Origin of the sequence: Marinobacter sp. C2H3, from assembly GCF_037080155.1 — a bacterium.
Lineage (GTDB): Bacteria > Pseudomonadota > Gammaproteobacteria > Pseudomonadales > Oleiphilaceae > Marinobacter.
The window spans coordinates 1-16,330 of the sequence record NZ_JBBBNZ010000004.1 but is presented as its reverse complement, the minus strand read 5'-3'; the positions used below and the strand labels follow the sequence as shown (position 1 = coordinate 16,330).

Genomic DNA, 16,330 nt, shown 5'->3' with positions numbered 1-16,330 from the left:
AAATGCGCAGGAGAGTGGCGCTTTGTGGGTTGGTGGGTATCCGTTTAGCGGTTTCGGATTTTGGGTTGATGAGCCGGGTTTTCTGGGCTTACGTCCGCATACTCCCGAAAGGCTTTGGGATAACGCTGTTGGGCCCGGTAGAGGCGGTAGATGGTGATGGCGTTGGTGATGAACACGAGGGTTTCGGCGGCGGTGCCGCCGATGGAGCCGGCGAGAATGTGGCTGACGGCCCAGGCGACGGCGGCCAGGCCGAGGGTGATGCGCATGGGAATCCCCCGGAGCAGGAACATGCCGACGGTGCCCAGCACCATCGCCACCACCGCCGGCAAATCCGCCCAGCCCTGCCAGGTGAACGCCGCTGCGACGCCGCTGGCCACCAGCACTGCAAACATGGCCAGTTTGCTGCCGGGGTACCGCCGCGCGAGCGCGATACGACCGATCACCAGCAACGACAACGCCGCCGCCGTCCAGCTGCCGAAACACAGGAACTGCAACGCAAACGCCACGTTGGCAGACAGCAACAGCATCAGCAGCCGGTCGTCCTGCTTACAGGAAAACGCCCAGATGCACAGCAACAGGGACGTTAGCCCAAAAAACTGACCCGCCCAAGAAGCGACGTCCGCCATCTGTTCTCCCCAAGTACCGTTCAGGCAATCCACTGGAAAACCCAACAGCCTACGCGGAACCACAAACAACGAACACCCTCACTATTTCCCTCGGCGTGCTGAACAGAGTCAAAAGGCCGGGGCGTGGGGGGTGTTTCCCGCCGGGGAAAAGGTGTCCGAGCGCAGCGAGTTCTTTTCCCCAGAGGGAAACACCCCCCACGCCCCGGCCCACCACCCAACCAGCAAGCTACGAGGCCATCAAAGAACCTCGATGGCCACCGCCGTCCCCTCGCCGCCGCCAATGCACAGCGACGCCACGCCACGCTTAAGCCCGCGCTGCTTCAGCGCGTTGATCAGCGTGATAATGATCCGCGAGCCGGAAGAGCCAATCGGATGCCCCAGGGCACAGGCGCCGCCGTGCACGTTGACCTTATCCGCCGGCAGGTTCAGGGCGTTCATCGCGGCCAGGGTAACCACCGCGAAGGCCTCGTTGATCTCGAACAGATCCACATCGTCCACGCTCCAGCCCACTTTCTTGAGGACTTTCTCAATGGCCCCGATGGGCGCCAGGGTGAACTCCGCCGGCAGCCGCGCGTGGGTGGCATGGGCCAGAATGCGGGCCTGGGGCGTCAGACCACGGGCCTGCGCTTCGCTGGCGGTGGTCAGCACGAGAGCCGACGCGCCGTCGCTGATGGAGCTGGCGTTGGCGGCGGTCACGCTGCCGTCTTTGGCGAAGGCCGGTTTCAGTTGGGGAATCTTTTCCGGCTTGGCCTTGCCGGGCTGCTCGTCGGTATCGACGACCGTGTCGCCGCCCTTGCCGGAAACGGTCACCGGGGTAATTTCATCGGCAAAGCTGCCATCCCGGATGGCCGCGTTGGCCCGCTCGAGGGAGTGGATGGCAAACTCGTCCATGGCCTCGCGGCTAATGTTTTCTTTGTCCGCCGTGCGCTGGGCAAACACGCCCATGAGGCCGCCTTCGTAGGCGTCTTCCAGGCCGTCCAGGAACATGCTGTCGAGCACCTGGCTGTGGCCCATGCGCAAACCGGCGCGGACCTTGGGCAGCAGGTACGGGGCCTGGCTCATGTTTTCCATGCCGCCGGCGATCATGATGGCGTTGGTGCCGGCTTTGATCTGGTCGTGGGCGAGGATGACGGCCTGCATGCCGGAGCCGCACATTTTGTTGACGGTGGTGCACCCGGAGCTGTCCGGGATGCCCGCCGCCCGGGACGCCTGCCGCGCCGGCGCCTGGCCGAGGCCGCCGGGGAGCACGCAGCCCATGATCACTTCCTGAACGTCCGCCGGCGTGAGCCCGGCCCGTTCAATGGCGGCTTTGATGGAAATGGCGCCCAACTCCGGTGACCGAACGCTGCTCAGATCTCCCATCATGCCCCCCATGGGGGTTCTCGCGGAGCCTGCAATAACGATGTCGTTGCTCATGGTGTGTTTCTCCTCAATGTCGTGGACCTGCTGCATGGGAGCATGGCCTCGTTAGAATCTGGTGGCCGGTCTGGGCCTGTGCCTATTGGTCTGGGTGCGGCCCCAGCCTTCTGGTTTGGCGGGCGGGTACGCGGGGTGCGGGGTATTTTTCTTCTGGGAAAAAGAACTCGCTTCGCTCGAACACCTTTTTCCCGGCCAGAAAAACACCCCGCACCCCCCTACCGACGGGCAGCAGGGGAACAGTCAGGGGTTAAAGCCCATGGACGGCGAGTTTGTGCTTTTCCTGTGAACCCGCCAATGCCCGTCGGCGTGGGGTGGTTGGTGGATTTTTCGCCGGAAAAAGATGTCTGAGCGCAGCGAGTTCTTTTTCCAAGAAAAACTCCACCGGCCACCCCGCAAGCCCGCCCGCACAACGGGAAGTCCAGGTGCCCAGGCTAACAGTCACCTCCCCAACACCGACCGCGCAATAATCTCCTTCATGACCTCGGAGGTGCCGCCGTAAATCCGCTGCACACGGGCATCAATGAAGTTCCGGGAAATCGGATACTCCGTGGTGTAGCCGTAGCCGCCGAACAGCTGCAGGCAGCCATCCGCCACCCGGCACTGCATCTCCGTGGCGCTGTACTTGGCCATGGACGCCGTTGGCGCATCCAGGGTGCCCGCCTCGTATTCCCGGATGCACTGGTCCACGAACGCCTTGTTGATGCGGTAGTCCGTTTCCATTTTGGCGATTTCAAAACGGGTGTTCTGAAGCTGGGACAGCTTCTGCCCGAACAGCTCCCGCTCCTGGGTGTAGGCAATGGTCATGTCCAGGGAACCCCGGGCGGCGGCGACGCCGAGGGCGCCGATGACCAGGCGTTCGCGGGGCAGTTCGGTCATCAGGTAAACGAAGCCCTGCCCTTCCTGGCCCAGCAGCGCCGAGGCGGGCACGCGCAGGTCTGAGAAGAACAACTCAGAGGTATCGCCGGAGTGCTGGCCGATCTTGTCCAGGTTGCGGCCCCGGCCGAAGCCCGGCAGGGAAGTGTCCACCAGGAACAGGCTGATGCCCCGGGCGCCGGCTTTCGGGTCGGTTTTGGCGGCGACGATCACCATGTCCGCGTGCTGGCCGTTGGTGATGAACGTCTTGGAGCCGTTCAGCACGTAGCTGTCACCGTCGCGGATTGCGGTGGTGCGCATGGCCTGGAGGTCGCTGCCGGCGCCGGGTTCGGTCATGGCAATGGCGCCAACGGCGTCGCCGGAGACCATTTTCGGCAGCCACTGCTGCTTCTGTTCCTCGCTGCCCATGTGGCTAAGGTAGGGCGCGACAATGTCCGAGTGCACCATCACGTTGGTGGAGAGTGCCCCGAAGCCCATTCGGGCGAGTTCTTCGCCCACCACCACGGAATACTGGAACGGCGCGCCGTAGCCGCCGCAGTCCTCGGGTACGTCGACGCACAGCATGCCGGCGACGCCGAGGGTGTTCCAGAGCGCCCGGGGCACCAGCCCTGCCCGCTCCCACTCGGCGTAATGGGGCGCCACTTCGGTTTCCAGGGCCTTGATGACGGACTCCCGGAACAGCGCCAGTTCTTCCTGATCGATGGGATGGCTCATGATTCTGACCTCGCTCTTGCCGTCGTCGTGCGCATCACTTGGGCGCCATGCGCAGGGCGCAGTCCAGGCGGATGACTTCGCCATTCAGGATGGGGTTGCGCACCATCTGGTCCACCATCAGGGCGAATTCCTCGGGCTTGCCCAGCCGCTTGGGGAACGGCAGGGTCGCCGCCAGGCTGTCCTGCACGTCCTGGGGCATGCCGGCCATCATCGGCGTCATGAAGATGCCGGGGGCGATGGTGTTCACCCGGATGCCTTCCCGGGCCAGTTCCCGGGCGGCCTGCAGGGTCAGGGCCACGATGCCGCCTTTGGAGGCGCTGTAGGCGGCCTGGCCGATCTGCCCTTCAAACGCGGCTACCGAGGCGGTGTTGATGATCACCCCGCGCTCGCCGTCGCCGTTCGGCTCCCGGGTGGCCATGTCGGCGGCCGCCAGGCGCAGAATGTTGAAGCTGCCGATCAGGTTTACCTCGATCACCTTGCTGAATTTCTCCAGGGGCATCACGCCTTCCTTGCCCAGGATCTTCGCGGCCGGGGCGATGCCCGCGCAGTTCACCGCAATACCGCAGGGGCCGTGGGCGGCACGGGCTGCGCTGATGGCGGCGTCCGCGCTGTCGGGCGACGTCACGTCACAGTTTACGTAAAGGCCGCCAATATCCGCGGCTACGCGCTCGCCTTCCTCGGCTTTCACATCCAGAATGGCCACTTTGCAGCCCGCAGCCGCCAGCGCCCGGGCGGTGGCTTCGCCAAGCCCGGAGGCGCCGCCTGTTACAATGGCCGGTACGTCTTTGAAATCCATCGATGGCTCCTCAACTCGTGTGTCCAGATTCCGGCCCTCCGCGTCCGATGCCCCCACAGGAAAGTGTGACGGCGGAACGGAAAACCACTTTACGTTTACGTAAACTTTATCTAACCTTAGTCGAAAAAGGAAATCCGCCATGTCTGAAAACGCCATGAACGAAAAACGCACCTTCAGCATCAGCGAACTGGCCCAGGAATTCGATGTGACCACCCGGAGCATCCGATTCTACGAAGACCAGGGCCTCCTGCGCCCGCGCCGCCGCGGCCAGACGCGCATCTTCAGCACCAAGGATCGCGTGCGCCTGAAGCTGATCCTGCGGGGCAAGCGCATGGGCTTCTCGCTCTCAGACACCAAAGAGCTGTTCGACCTGTGGGACGAAACCCTCACCGGCAATGAAAAGCAGTTGCTGAAAATGCTGGAAATCCTCGGCAACCGCCGCGCCCAGCTGGAACAGCAGAAGAACGACATCGCCATGGCGGAAATGGAAATGGATACCGCCGAGGCCCGCTGCCGCGAGGCCCTGACGGAACTGCAGAAAAAGAAAGAGGCCCAGGGCCTGGACACTCGCCCGGCCAAGACTCCGGCGGCGGAAACCGTGGACGACCGGTAACCGCGCCCTCACCCGTTTGCAAACGACTAAGGTAGGCTGCCATGAAATCACAGTACTCAGAGCTCAATTTCGGCCTCGGCGAAACCCTGGACATGCTCCGCGAGCAGGTCAACGGCTTCGCCGCCGCCGAAATCGCCCCCCGTGCTGCGGACATCGACCGCGACAACCAGTTCCCCATGGACCTGTGGCGCAAACTGGGCGACATGGGCCTGCTGGGTATCACCGTGAGCGAAGAATACGGCGGCGCCGACATGGGCTACCTGGCCCACGTGATCGCCATGGAAGAAATCAGCCGCGCCAGCGCCTCCGTTGGCCTCTCCTACGGCGCCCACTCCAACCTGTGCGTGAACCAGATCCACCGCAACGGCACCGAAGAGCAGAAGCGCAAATACCTGCCTAAACTGGTCAGCGGCGAACACATCGGCGCCCTTGCCATGTCCGAGCCCAACGCCGGCTCCGACGTCATCTCCATGAAACTCAGCGCCCGGGACGAAGGCGACTACTTCGTCCTCAACGGCAACAAAATGTGGATCACCAACGGCCCCGACGCCCACACCTACGTGATCTACGCCAAAACCGACACCCAGGCCGGCTCCCGTGGCGTCACCGCCTTCATCGTCGAGCGGGACTACCCGGGCTTCAGCCGCCACCAGAAACTCGACAAACTCGGCATGCGCGGCTCCAACACCTGCGAGCTGGTGTTTGAAGACTGCAAAGTGCCCCGGGAAAATATCCTCGGCGGCGAAGGCAACGGCGCCCGCGTACTCATGAGCGGCCTCGACTACGAACGCCTCGTCCTCGCCGGCGGCCCGCTCGGCATCATGCAGGCGGCCATGGACGTGGTGGTCCCCTACATCCGCGAACGCAAACAGTTCGGCCAGGCCATCGGCGAGTTCGAGCTGGTGCAGGGCAAAGTGGCGGACATGTACACCTTCATGAACACCGCCAAGTCCTACGTGTACATGGTGGCCATGTCCGCCGACCGCGGCGAAACCACCCGCAAAGACGCCGCCGGCGCCATCCTCTACTCCGCGGAAATGGCCACCAAACTGGCCCTGGACGCGATCCAGCTGCTCGGCGGCAACGGCTACATCAACGAATACCCGACCGGCCGCCTGCTGCGTGACGCGAAGCTCTACGAAATCGGCGCGGGTACGTCCGAGATCCGCCGGATGCTGATCGGCCGCGAACTGTTTTTGAATAAGTAAGCACAGCGTTACGCCAGAAGCCGCCCGGAGCCGACACGCCCGGGACGGCTGTCACCGAACGTTCGACGAGGGTCCGTCGGGGTGTCCTTGCCGGGAGTGTCTGTGGCCATGGATGGCCACAGCCAAGCGCACAGGGATGTGCTCGAAGCGTCTCCCGGCAAGGACGCCCCGACGGACCCGGATGCCCCCAGCACTGAGGGATGAGACCAAAATGACCGTGCTCCAGAGCAAAATTAACCCAAGGTCCGATGAGTTCCAGGCCAACCAAGAGTCCATGGCCCAAGCCGTCGCCGATCTTCGGCAAAAAGTCGACAAGATCCACCAAGGCGGCGGCCCGGACTACCAGAAGCGCCACGTCGAACGGGGCAAACTGCTCCCCCGCGAACGCATCAACCGCCTCATCGACGACGGCTCCCCGTTCCTCGAAATCGGCCAGTTCGCCGCCTACAACGTCTACGATGAAGAAGTCCCGGCGGCCGGCGTCGTCGCCGGCATCGGCCGCGTCAGCGGCACCGAATGCATGATCATCGCCAACGACGCCACCGTTAAAGGCGGCAGCTACTACCCCATCACCGTCAAAAAACACCTGCGGGCGCAGGAAATTGCCATGGCCAACCGCCTGCCCTGCATCTACCTGGTGGACTCCGGCGGCGCCAACCTGCCCCGGCAGGACGACGTCTTCCCCGACCGGGACCACTTCGGCCGCATCTTCTACAACCAGGCCCGCATGAGCGCCGACGACATCCCCCAGATCGCCGTCGTCATGGGCCTGTGCACCGCCGGCGGCGCCTACGTGCCCGCCATGGCGGACGAATCCATCATCGTGCGCAACCAGGGCACCATCTTCCTGGCCGGCCCGCCGCTGGTGAAAGCCGCTACTGGTGAAGTGGTCAGCGCCGAAGAGCTTGGCGGCGCCGACGTGCACTGCAAAATCTCCGGCGTGGCCGACCACTACGCCGAAAACGACGCCCATGCCCTGGACATCGCCCGCCGCTGCGTGGCCAACCTCAACCGGCGCAAACCCGTGCCCGTGGAAGTGCAGAAACCCCGCGCGCCCCTGTACGACGCCAGTGAAATCTACGGCATCGTCGGCACCGACCTGCGCAAACAGTTCGACGTGCGCGACGTCATCGCCCGCATCGTCGACGGCTCCGAATTCGACGAGTTCAAACGCTACTACGGCAGCACCCTGGTCACCGGCTTCGCCCATATCCACGGCTACCCGGTGGGCATCGTCGCCAACAACGGCATCCTGTTCAGCGAATCCGCCCAGAAAGGCGCCCACTTCATCGAACTGTGCTGCCAGCGCAACATCCCACTGCTGTTCCTGCAGAACATCACCGGCTTCATGGTGGGCCAGAAGCACGAAGCCGAAGGCATTGCCAAGCACGGCGCCAAGATGGTCATGGCCGTGGCCTGCGCCAACGTGCCCAAGATTACCGTGCTCATCGGCGGCAGCTACGGCGCCGGCAACTACGGCATGTGCGGCCGCGCCTACAGCCCGGATTTCCTGTGGATGTGGCCCAACGCCCGCATCTCCGTGATGGGCGGCGAACAGGCCGCCAACGTGCTGGCCCAGGTGCGCCGGGACGGCCTGGAGCGCAAGGGCCAGAGCTGGAGCGCCGAGGAAGAAGCCGAGTTCAAACGGCCCATCGCCGAACAGTACGAACACCAGGGCCACCCCTATTACGCCAGCGCCCGCCTCTGGGACGACGGCGTGATCGACCCGGCCCAGACCCGGGAAGTGGTCGCCCTGAGCCTGTCCGCCACACTCAACCGACCCGCCAAGCCCACGCGCTTTGGCGTGTTCCGCATGTAAAGGAGCGCCGCCATGTCATCCAACGACTCTGCCGTGCTGCTGCACCACCGGGACAACGGTGTTTCCGAAATCGTGCTGAACCGGCCGGACAAGCGCAACGCCTTCGACGACGTGATCATCCAGCAGCTCATCCAGGCCATGGAACACGTGGAGCGGGACGAGCGCACCCAGATTGTGATCCTGCGCTCCGAAGGCAAGCATTTCTCCGCCGGCGCGGACCTGGCCTGGATGCGCCGCATGGCCGACAACAGCCGCCAGGAAAACCTGGACGACTCCCGGGAGCTGGCGCGGCTGATGCGCACTCTGAACGAGCTGACCAAACCGGTCATCGGCCTGGTGCAGGGCGCCGCGTTTGGCGGTGCCGTCGGCCTGGCCGCCTGCTGCGACATCGTGCTGGCTACCGAGAAGGCCAGCTTCTGCCTGAGCGAAGTGAAACTCGGCCTGATTCCCGCCGTGATCAGCCCCTACGTGGTACGGGCGATCGGCGAGCGCCAGGCCCGGCGCTACTTCCTCTCCGCCGAAGTGTTCAGCGCCCGTGAAGCCCAGCAATACGGCCTGGTGCACATCGTCTGCGACGACGAACACGCCCTGCACGCCCGCTGCGAGGAACTGCTGCTGCAACTGGCCCTGAACGGCCCGGAAGCCATGAAAGCCGCCAAGGACCTGGTGTTTGCCGTCAGCCACAAGGCCATCAGCACCGAGGTGATCGAAGACACCGCCCGGCGCATCGCCGACATCCGCGTGGGTGAGGAAGGCCAGGAAGGGCTCAGCGCCTTCCTGAACAAACGCAAGGCCCACTGGATTCCCGAGGAGTAACACCGATGTTCAGCAAAATCCTGATCGCCAACCGCGGTGAGATTGCCTGCCGGGTTATCCAGACCGCCCGCCGCATGGGCATCCGCTGCGTGGCCGTCTACTCGGACGCCGACGCCAACGCCCGTCACGTCGCCATGGCCGACGAAGCCTTCCGGCTCGGGCCCGCGGCCAGCTCGGAAAGCTACCTCCGGGGCGACCGCATCATCGAAATCGCCAAAGAGAGCGGCGCCCAGGCCATCCACCCCGGCTACGGCTTCCTCTCCGAGAACACCGATTTCGCCGAAGCCTGCGAGGCCAACGGCCTCGTGTTCATCGGCCCGCCCTCCTCCGCCATTGCCGCCATGGGCTCCAAATCCGCCGCCAAGGCGATCATGGAGAAAGCCGGCGTGCCCCTGGTGCCCGGCTACCATGGCAAGGACCAGTCGCCGGAGCTGCTGCGGGCCGAGGCCGAAAAATGCGGCTTCCCGCTGCTGCTGAAAGCCGTCGCCGGCGGTGGCGGCAAAGGCATGCGGGTGGTGGAGCGCATGGACGACTTTGACGACGCCCTCGCCGCCGCCCGCCGGGAAGCCAAGAACGCCTTCGGCAACCCGGACATGCTGATCGAGCGCTACCTGACGCAGCCCCGCCACGTGGAAATCCAGGTGTTCTGCGACCAGCAGGGCAACGGCATCTACCTGGCCGAGCGGGACTGCTCGGTGCAGCGCCGACACCAGAAAGTGCTGGAAGAGGCCCCCGCCCCCGGCCTCAGCGACGACACCCGTAAAGCCATGGGCGAAGCCGCCGTACGCGCCGCCCAGGCCATCGACTACGTGGGCGCCGGCACCGTCGAATTTCTGTACGACGTGGACGGCTCCTTCTTCTTCATGGAAATGAACACCCGCCTGCAGGTGGAACACCCGGTCACCGAAATGGTCACCGGCCAGGACCTGGTGGAATGGCAGTTGAAAGTGGCCTGGGGTGAAGCCCTGCCGCTGACCCAGGACCAGGTAAAAACCCGCGGCCACGCCATCGAGGCGCGCATCTACGCCGAAGACCCGGACCAGGATTTCCTGCCCGCCACCGGCACCCTGCGCTACCTGAGCACGCCCCACGAATCCGCCCACGTGCGGGTGGACACGGGCGTGACCGAAGGCGACGAGATCAGCATCCACTACGACCCGATGATCGCCAAGCTGATCGTCTGGGACGACACCCGGGAACAGGCCGTCAACCGCATGGTGCAGGCCCTGGAGCATTACCGCATCGCCGGGCTCAAGAACAACATCCGGTTCCTGCACGCGGCGGTGGACAGCCAGCCGTTCCGGGAAGCGAACCTGACCACCAACTTCATCGCCACCCACAACGACCTGCTGTTTCCCAAGCCCCGCCTGGATCTGGACAAAGCCCTGGTGCTGGCCGCCGGCTTCGTGCTGGAGCAGCGCAAATCCGTGGAGCCGGTAACCGCCGACCCTTGGTCGCCGTTCGGCCGCAAGAACAGCTGGCGCATGAACTCCGAATACGCCCAGCCGCTGAAGCTGCAGGTGGGTGACGACGTCCACGAACTGAAGATCCTGGAACGGGACGACCGCTACCACGTTCACGTGGACGGCACCGTGGTGTGCCTGAACGCCCGGCTTGAGGACGACTACCTGCGCGCCGTGGTGGACGGCCACCGCCTGAGCGTGCACGGCAACCTGCACGGTAACGAACTGGTGCTGTTCCACGAGGGCGACACCTTCAAGTGCACCGTGTACCAGGAAAGCTACGGCCTTGAGGACGTCGCCGGCGAAGGCAGCCTGGCCGCGCCCATGAACGGCGCCGTGGTGGCCATCCAGGCCAAGGTGGGCGACCGCGTGACCGCTGGCCAGACCCTGGTGATCATGGAAGCCATGAAGATGGAGCACGCCATCAAAGCGCCCACCAACGGCACCGTTACCGAGGTGTTCTACGCCGAAGGCGACCAGGTGGCCGAAGGCGCCGAACTGATTGCCATTGAACCCGAGGAGGAGGACAGCTGATGGCCTTCCCCAAACAGGTCCGCCTGGTGGAAATGAGCCCCCGGGACGGCCTTCAGAATGAACCCGGCCCGGTGATCGCCACCACCATCAAAACCGGCCTGATCGACCGCCTGGCGGGCTGCGGCCTCACCCACATCGAAGCCGCCAGCTTTGTGTCCCCCAAGTGGGTGCCGCAAATGGGCGACGCCGCCGACGTGATGGCCGGCATCACCCGCAAGGCCGGCGTGCGCTACTCGGCCCTGACCCCCAACCTGAAAGGCTTCGAAGGCGCCCTTGCGGCCCAGATGGATGAAGTCGCCGTGTTCGGCGCGGCTTCAGAATCCTTCACCAAGAAGAACATCAACTGCACCATCGCCGAAAGCCTCGAGCGATTCGCCCCGGTGGTGGAAGCAGCCCGCAAGCACGGCATCCCCGTGCGCGGCTACGTGTCCACCGTGCTCGGCTGTCCGTATGAGGGCGACATCGCCCCCGAACAGGTGGCCACCGTGGCCCGCGCCCTGTACGACATGGGCTGCTACGAAATCTCCCTCGGCGACACCATCGGCGTGGGCACCCCGCTGAAAGCCAAGCGCATGCTGGAAGCCGTGGCCAAGCACGTGCCCACGGACAAACTCGCCGCCCACTTCCACGACACCTACGGCCAGGCCCTGGCCAACCTCTACGCGGTGCTGGAAGAAGGCGTGGCGGTGATCGACGCCTCCGTGGCCGGCCTGGGCGGCTGCCCTTATGCCAAGGGCGCGTCCGGCAACGTCGCCACTGAGGACGTGCTATATCTTCTCAACGGCCTGGGCATTGAGACGGGCGTTGATCTGGACCAGCTGGTCGCCACCGGCGAGTGGATCTGCGGCCAGCTTAACCGCCGCAACGGCTCCAAAGTCGGCCAGGCACTGGGAGGTAACGGCCAATGAACCCGAACAAGAACGTCGTCGCCCTGGATCTTCCGATCCCGGAGATCCGGGACATGCCCGAGGACACCCAGAAGTATTTCCAGATCTGCCAGGAAAAACTCGGCCTGATCCCCAACGTGCTCACCGCCTACAGCCAGAACCTGAAGCAGCTGGAAGGCTTCACCCGGCTTTACAACGAACTGATGCTCGGCGACGGCGAACTGAGCAAACTGGAGCGGGAAATGGTCGCCGTGGTGGTCTCCTCCGAGAACAAATGCTTCTACTGCCTGGTGGCCCACGGCGCCGCCGTGCGCGTGCTCAGCGGCGACCCTCAACTGGGCGAGCACCTGGTGATGAACTACCGCACCGCCAATCTGGATGCCCGCCAGCGGGCCATGCTGGATTACGCGTCCCTGCTCACCCGCACCCCGGCGCTCGTGACCGAACACGACACCCAGGCCCTGCGGGACGCCGGCCTCAGCGACCGGGCGATCTGGGACCTGAGCAACCTGATCGGCTTCTACAACATGTCCAACCGTGTCGCCATCGCCAGCGACATGCAACCGAACCCGGAATACCACAGCCAGGGTCGCTAGCGGGCATTGCGCCTGCCCGACCTCAATGACAACAACAACGGAGGCAGAGACATGAGCAAGACTCTCCCGAGCTACACCAGCGGCATCGCCGACAAGCCCCTGCTGGGCATGACCATCGGCGACATGCTCGACCGTACCGCCGACCTGTTCCCCAACCACGAAGCCCTCGTATGCCTGCACCAGGACATCCGCTGGACCTACCGGGAATTCGTGGAAAAAGTAGACGAAGCCGCCCGCGCCTTCATGGCCATCGGCGTCAAACGCGGCGACCGGGTGGGCATCTGGTCCCCCAACCGGTACGAGTGGACCGTCACCCAGTTTGCCACCGCCAAGGTCGGCGCCATCCTGGTGAACATCAACCCGGCCTACGGCGTGCACGAACTGCAATACGCCCTGAACCTGGCCGGCATCAGCGTACTGGTCACCGCCGACTGCTTCAAAACCTCCAACTACCGCGAGATGCTCTACGACCTCGCCCCGGAGCTCAAACGCAGCGCCCCCGGCAAGCTGAAAGCCGACAAAGTGCCCGACCTGCGGGCCGTCATCAACGTGCACACCGACCGCCACGACGGCATGTGGACCTGGCAGGACTTCCTCGGCTTCGCCGGCGACGTCACCCCCGACGCCCTGCGCCAGCGCCAGGACCAGCTCCAGTTTGATGACCCCATCAACATCCAGTTCACCTCCGGCACCACCGGCAACCCCAAGGGCGCCACCCTCACCCACCACAACATCCTCAACAACGGCTACTTTGTGGGTGAAAGCCAGCGCCTGACCGAGAACGACCGCCTGGTGATCCCCGTGCCCCTGTACCACTGCTTCGGCATGGTGATGGGCAACCTCGGCTGCATCACCCACGGCTCCGCCATGATCTACCCGGGCGAAGGCTTTGACCCCAAAGCGGTGCTCAAGGCCGTGCACCAGGAAAAAGCCACCGCCCTGTACGGCGTGCCCACCATGTTCATCGCCGAACTCGGCGACCCGGAGTTCAGCACCTACGACCTCTCCAGCCTGCGCACCGGCATCATGGCCGGCTCCATCTGCCCAGCCGAGATCATGAAGCAGGTCAACGGCAAGATGAACATGAAGGAAGTGCAGATCGCCTACGGCATGACCGAAACCAGCCCGGTATCCACCCAAACCAGTTCCCTGGACCCGTTCGACAAGCAGGTGACCACCGTGGGCCGCACCCAGCCCCACCTGGAAACCAAAATCGTCGACCCCGGCACCGGCAACATCATGCCCCGGGGAGAAATCGGCGAACTGTGCACCCGCGGCTACAGCGTGATGCTGAAGTACTGGAACAACGAAGAGAAAACCCGCGAAGCCATCGACGACGCCGGCTGGATGCACACCGGCGACCTGGCCACCATGGACGAAGACGGCTACATCCAGATCGTCGGCCGCATCAAAGACATGGTGATCCGCGGCGGCGAGAACATCTACCCGAAGGAAATCGAAGAATTCCTCTACACCCACCCCGCCATCGAGGACGTGCAGGTCACCGGCATCCCCGATGAGAAATACGGCGAAGAACTCATCGCCTGGATACGCTTGCGCCCGGGCAGCGACCCGGTCACCGGCGAAGACATCCAGGCCTTCTGCAAAGGCAAAATCGCCCACTTCAAAATCCCCCGGTACTACAAGTTTGTGGACAACTTCCCCATGACCGTGACCGGGAAAATCCAGAAATTTAAGATGCGGGAGATTTCCATTGAGGAGATGGGGCTGAAGGTTTAACGGCTTTTGGCACCCGCCTCCCCCGGTTTAGCGAACCCCGGCCTTGTGCCGGGGTTTTTGTTTGTGGGCCTGCGTAAAAAGGCACTCTGCGCGAGTTGGTGACACCGACGCCGGGCCTGAGAGGGACTGGAAAAACGGGCTTGGTGATCATGAACTGGGGTGCGATGCGCTAATCGGGGCGAATACTCATGCAAGTCAGATAGATAGAAGAGCCTTGCCTGGATTGTGATAGGCGTCTTGATGATCGTTTTTGTTTTGAAAGCGAGGCGGAAAAACGGGAGGAAGTGTTTGACCTGCGGGGATTTTCTGCCTAGTTTTGGAAGGATCTGAAATTGAGATATGAGTCATTGGGGAAATGGTCTTGGGGACTCATATACAAATGTTAAAGGCCTTGCTCCGGCGCTATTGGGTTGAGTGGTTGCCCTTTGCTCCGCCGGTTGCCGGCAGGCAGAAAACAGCCTTGAGTTGTTCAGCGGTGAAGATCGGTAATTCGATGTTCCGTTCTCGGGGCAATCCGGCGCATCCACCGGGCAGTTTCCGCCCGTTCAGTGTCCTGGTTCCTCGCGCCATGGGTCTTGCTGGTACACAGTATCGGGAGTCAGCATGCGGGTTGGGTGCCTAAATGAATTGTCGTGTAACCGGCATTTAACCAGTCGCACCAGGACGCGGCCTGCGGCCGCTGGACGCCCATGACTGGGCGCCCCTGTGCTCAGCGTTATAAAGGCTTATGACTGATACAAACGTGAATGAAATTCTGAGGCGACTCTCTGAGGTGGTAACCGAAATCCACTATGTATGGTCGTTGTATCGAGAAGTTTATGCAGGTAGTGCTGAACAAACAGCCCTGCTCAATCGGAACGGCTCAAACTTTTTCTATTTTAATCAGCAACTCACCATAGACTACATCGCCCTCATGTTTGCCAAGCTCACCGATCCGAACAAGCAAGGCCGGTTTGAAAATCTCAGCCTGAAGCAATTGCACAGTTACGCGAATGAATCAGGCGATAATGAGTTCGCTCGCGAGCTAAGATCAAAGTTTCAAGAGCTAGAAGCTGCCTGTGAGGTGTTCCGGGTAAGAAGAAATAAAACCATCGCTCATGCTGATTTGTCACATGCACTGAACGTAAATGAAGAGCCCTTGCCAGGTGTCTCTCCGGACTACATTGAGAATGCCCTGTCGAAGCTCCGTAGTTATATGACGCTCGCAGAAGAGTATTTCTTAGAAAGCGTTACGGTGTATGAGGCTACTACAGGTCCCATGTCCGCGGGAGGCACTGCCCTGATAGCGGCGCTAGAGAGAGGGGACTTCGGAAATGTATAACCAGCCGCTGTTGCCGGACAATTTTTCCACCGCTTTGCGGCTCCAAAATTGCCGCAAAGCTCAGCGTTAAAAGCCTTGCTCCGGTGTTCTTAGGTTTGGTGTTTGCCCTCTGCTCCGCCGGTTGCCGGCAGGCAGAAAACAGCCGTCAGTTGTTCAGCGGTGAAGATCGGTAATTCGGTTTTCTGGTTGCAGGGCAATCCGGCGTATCCATCGGGCAGTTTCCGCCCATTCAGTGTCCTGGTTCCTGGCGCCATGGGTCTTGCTGGTCCACAGTATCGGGAGTTGGCATTCGGGTTGGGTGCCGAAATGAACCGCCGGGTAACCGGCATTTAACCAAGCCAGGCACAGCGACGGCTTTTCCATTGCGGCTTCGCCTACATTCCAAAGCCGCGCGTGCTGGCGGCGTTAATTGGTAGAGACATGGAACCAGTCATTCAGGAAGAAACAACAGGTTGTGGCATTGCAGCAAGCGCTGCTCTCGCGGGTGTCAGCTATACTGAGGCCAAGCTAAAGGCCAATGCTCTGGGTATTTACGCCGCAGACACGTCGCTCTGGTCTGAGACTGGGTATGTCCGGAAGCTTCTGCGGGAATTCGGTATCTCGGTGTCGCCCAACGAAACACCGTTCGAGTCTTGGGGGCGTCTTCCTGACAAGGCCCTCATGGCTATTAAATGGCGTATAGAACAGGGCAAGCCATTTTGGCATTGGGTTCTGTTCGTCCGAGAAAATGGCGAGGCAAAGGTGCTGGATTCCAAAAAGGCTTTGAAATCAAACGTCCGCCGGGATTTCTGGCGCATCAAGCCCAAGTGGTACATTGAGGTATCCAATTAACAAGTGACTGTGGTGTCAATTCCATAAATTAAGCCATTTCACCCCGCCATGATTCCTGGTTTTTGATCATGGTA

Annotated in this window: 14 protein-coding genes; 10 read left to right on the top strand and 4 right to left on the bottom strand. The window is 62.6% G+C overall.

Features of this window, described 5'->3' with window-relative positions; translation table 11 throughout:
- Positions 1-44 precede the first annotated feature (44 nt).
- The 4 genes from V3388_RS12750 to V3388_RS12735 all read right to left on the bottom strand — a co-directional run bounded on the left by V3388_RS12750 (position 45) and on the right by V3388_RS12735 (position 4,428).
- Entirely contained in the window at positions 45-626 is a 582-nt protein-coding gene (locus tag V3388_RS12750; protein WP_336367957.1) for a YgjV family protein, read from the bottom strand.
- 237 nt (positions 627-863) lie between these two features.
- Positions 864-2,078, bottom strand: coding sequence for a thiolase family protein (locus tag V3388_RS12745; RefSeq protein WP_336367956.1), 1,215 nt, complete (start codon positions 2,076-2,078; stop codon positions 864-866).
- A gap of 405 nt (positions 2,079-2,483) precedes the next feature.
- Positions 2,484-3,632 (bottom strand): acyl-CoA dehydrogenase family protein, encoded by a 1,149-nt coding sequence (locus V3388_RS12740; protein ID WP_336367955.1) that lies wholly within the window; start codon positions 3,630-3,632, stop codon positions 2,484-2,486.
- 34 nt (positions 3,633-3,666) lie between these two features.
- The gene (locus V3388_RS12735; protein ID WP_336367954.1) at positions 3,667-4,428 is read right to left on the bottom strand and encodes an SDR family NAD(P)-dependent oxidoreductase; all 762 of its coding nucleotides are present in this window, start codon (positions 4,426-4,428) and stop codon (positions 3,667-3,669) included.
- A gap of 154 nt (positions 4,429-4,582) precedes the next feature.
- Between V3388_RS12735 and V3388_RS12730 the strand changes: the two genes are divergently transcribed.
- The 10 genes from V3388_RS12730 to V3388_RS12685 all read left to right on the top strand — a co-directional run bounded on the left by V3388_RS12730 (position 4,583) and on the right by V3388_RS12685 (position 16,256).
- Positions 4,583-5,041, top strand: a complete 459-nt coding sequence (locus V3388_RS12730) for a MerR family transcriptional regulator (protein WP_336368133.1) — start codon at positions 4,583-4,585, stop codon at positions 5,039-5,041.
- A 41-nt stretch (positions 5,042-5,082) separates the two neighbouring features.
- On the top strand, positions 5,083-6,249 hold the full coding sequence (locus V3388_RS12725; protein WP_336367953.1) for an isovaleryl-CoA dehydrogenase: 1,167 nt from the start codon (positions 5,083-5,085) through the stop codon (positions 6,247-6,249).
- 211 nt (positions 6,250-6,460) lie between these two features.
- Positions 6,461-8,068: a carboxyl transferase domain-containing protein gene (locus tag V3388_RS12720; RefSeq protein WP_336367952.1), complete on the top strand. Its 1,608-nt coding sequence runs from the start codon at positions 6,461-6,463 to the stop codon at positions 8,066-8,068.
- A gap of 12 nt (positions 8,069-8,080) precedes the next feature.
- Complete coding sequence (locus tag V3388_RS12715; protein WP_336367951.1) at positions 8,081-8,884, top strand: enoyl-CoA hydratase-related protein; 804 nt, start codon at positions 8,081-8,083, stop codon at positions 8,882-8,884.
- A 5-nt stretch (positions 8,885-8,889) separates the two neighbouring features.
- Positions 8,890-10,881, top strand: a complete 1,992-nt coding sequence (locus tag V3388_RS12710) for an acetyl/propionyl/methylcrotonyl-CoA carboxylase subunit alpha (protein WP_336367950.1) — start codon at positions 8,890-8,892, stop codon at positions 10,879-10,881.
- Positions 10,881-11,789: a hydroxymethylglutaryl-CoA lyase gene (locus V3388_RS12705; protein ID WP_336367949.1), complete on the top strand. Its 909-nt coding sequence runs from the start codon at positions 10,881-10,883 to the stop codon at positions 11,787-11,789. Before V3388_RS12710 ends, V3388_RS12705 begins: the two co-directional genes overlap by 1 nt.
- Complete coding sequence (locus tag V3388_RS12700) at positions 11,786-12,364, top strand: peroxidase-related enzyme (RefSeq protein ID WP_336367948.1); 579 nt, start codon at positions 11,786-11,788, stop codon at positions 12,362-12,364. The genes V3388_RS12705 and V3388_RS12700 overlap by 4 nt, the downstream gene beginning before the upstream one ends.
- Before the next feature lie 51 nt (positions 12,365-12,415).
- On the top strand, positions 12,416-14,104 hold the full coding sequence (locus V3388_RS12695; RefSeq protein ID WP_336367947.1) for an AMP-binding protein: 1,689 nt from the start codon (positions 12,416-12,418) through the stop codon (positions 14,102-14,104).
- Between the two features lie 742 nt (positions 14,105-14,846).
- Complete coding sequence (locus V3388_RS12690; RefSeq protein WP_336367946.1) at positions 14,847-15,425, top strand: AbiU2 domain-containing protein; 579 nt, start codon at positions 14,847-14,849, stop codon at positions 15,423-15,425.
- A gap of 420 nt (positions 15,426-15,845) precedes the next feature.
- Positions 15,846-16,256, top strand: coding sequence for a hypothetical protein (locus V3388_RS12685; protein ID WP_336367945.1), 411 nt, complete (start codon positions 15,846-15,848; stop codon positions 16,254-16,256).
- The last annotated feature ends 74 nt before the right edge of the window (positions 16,257-16,330 follow it).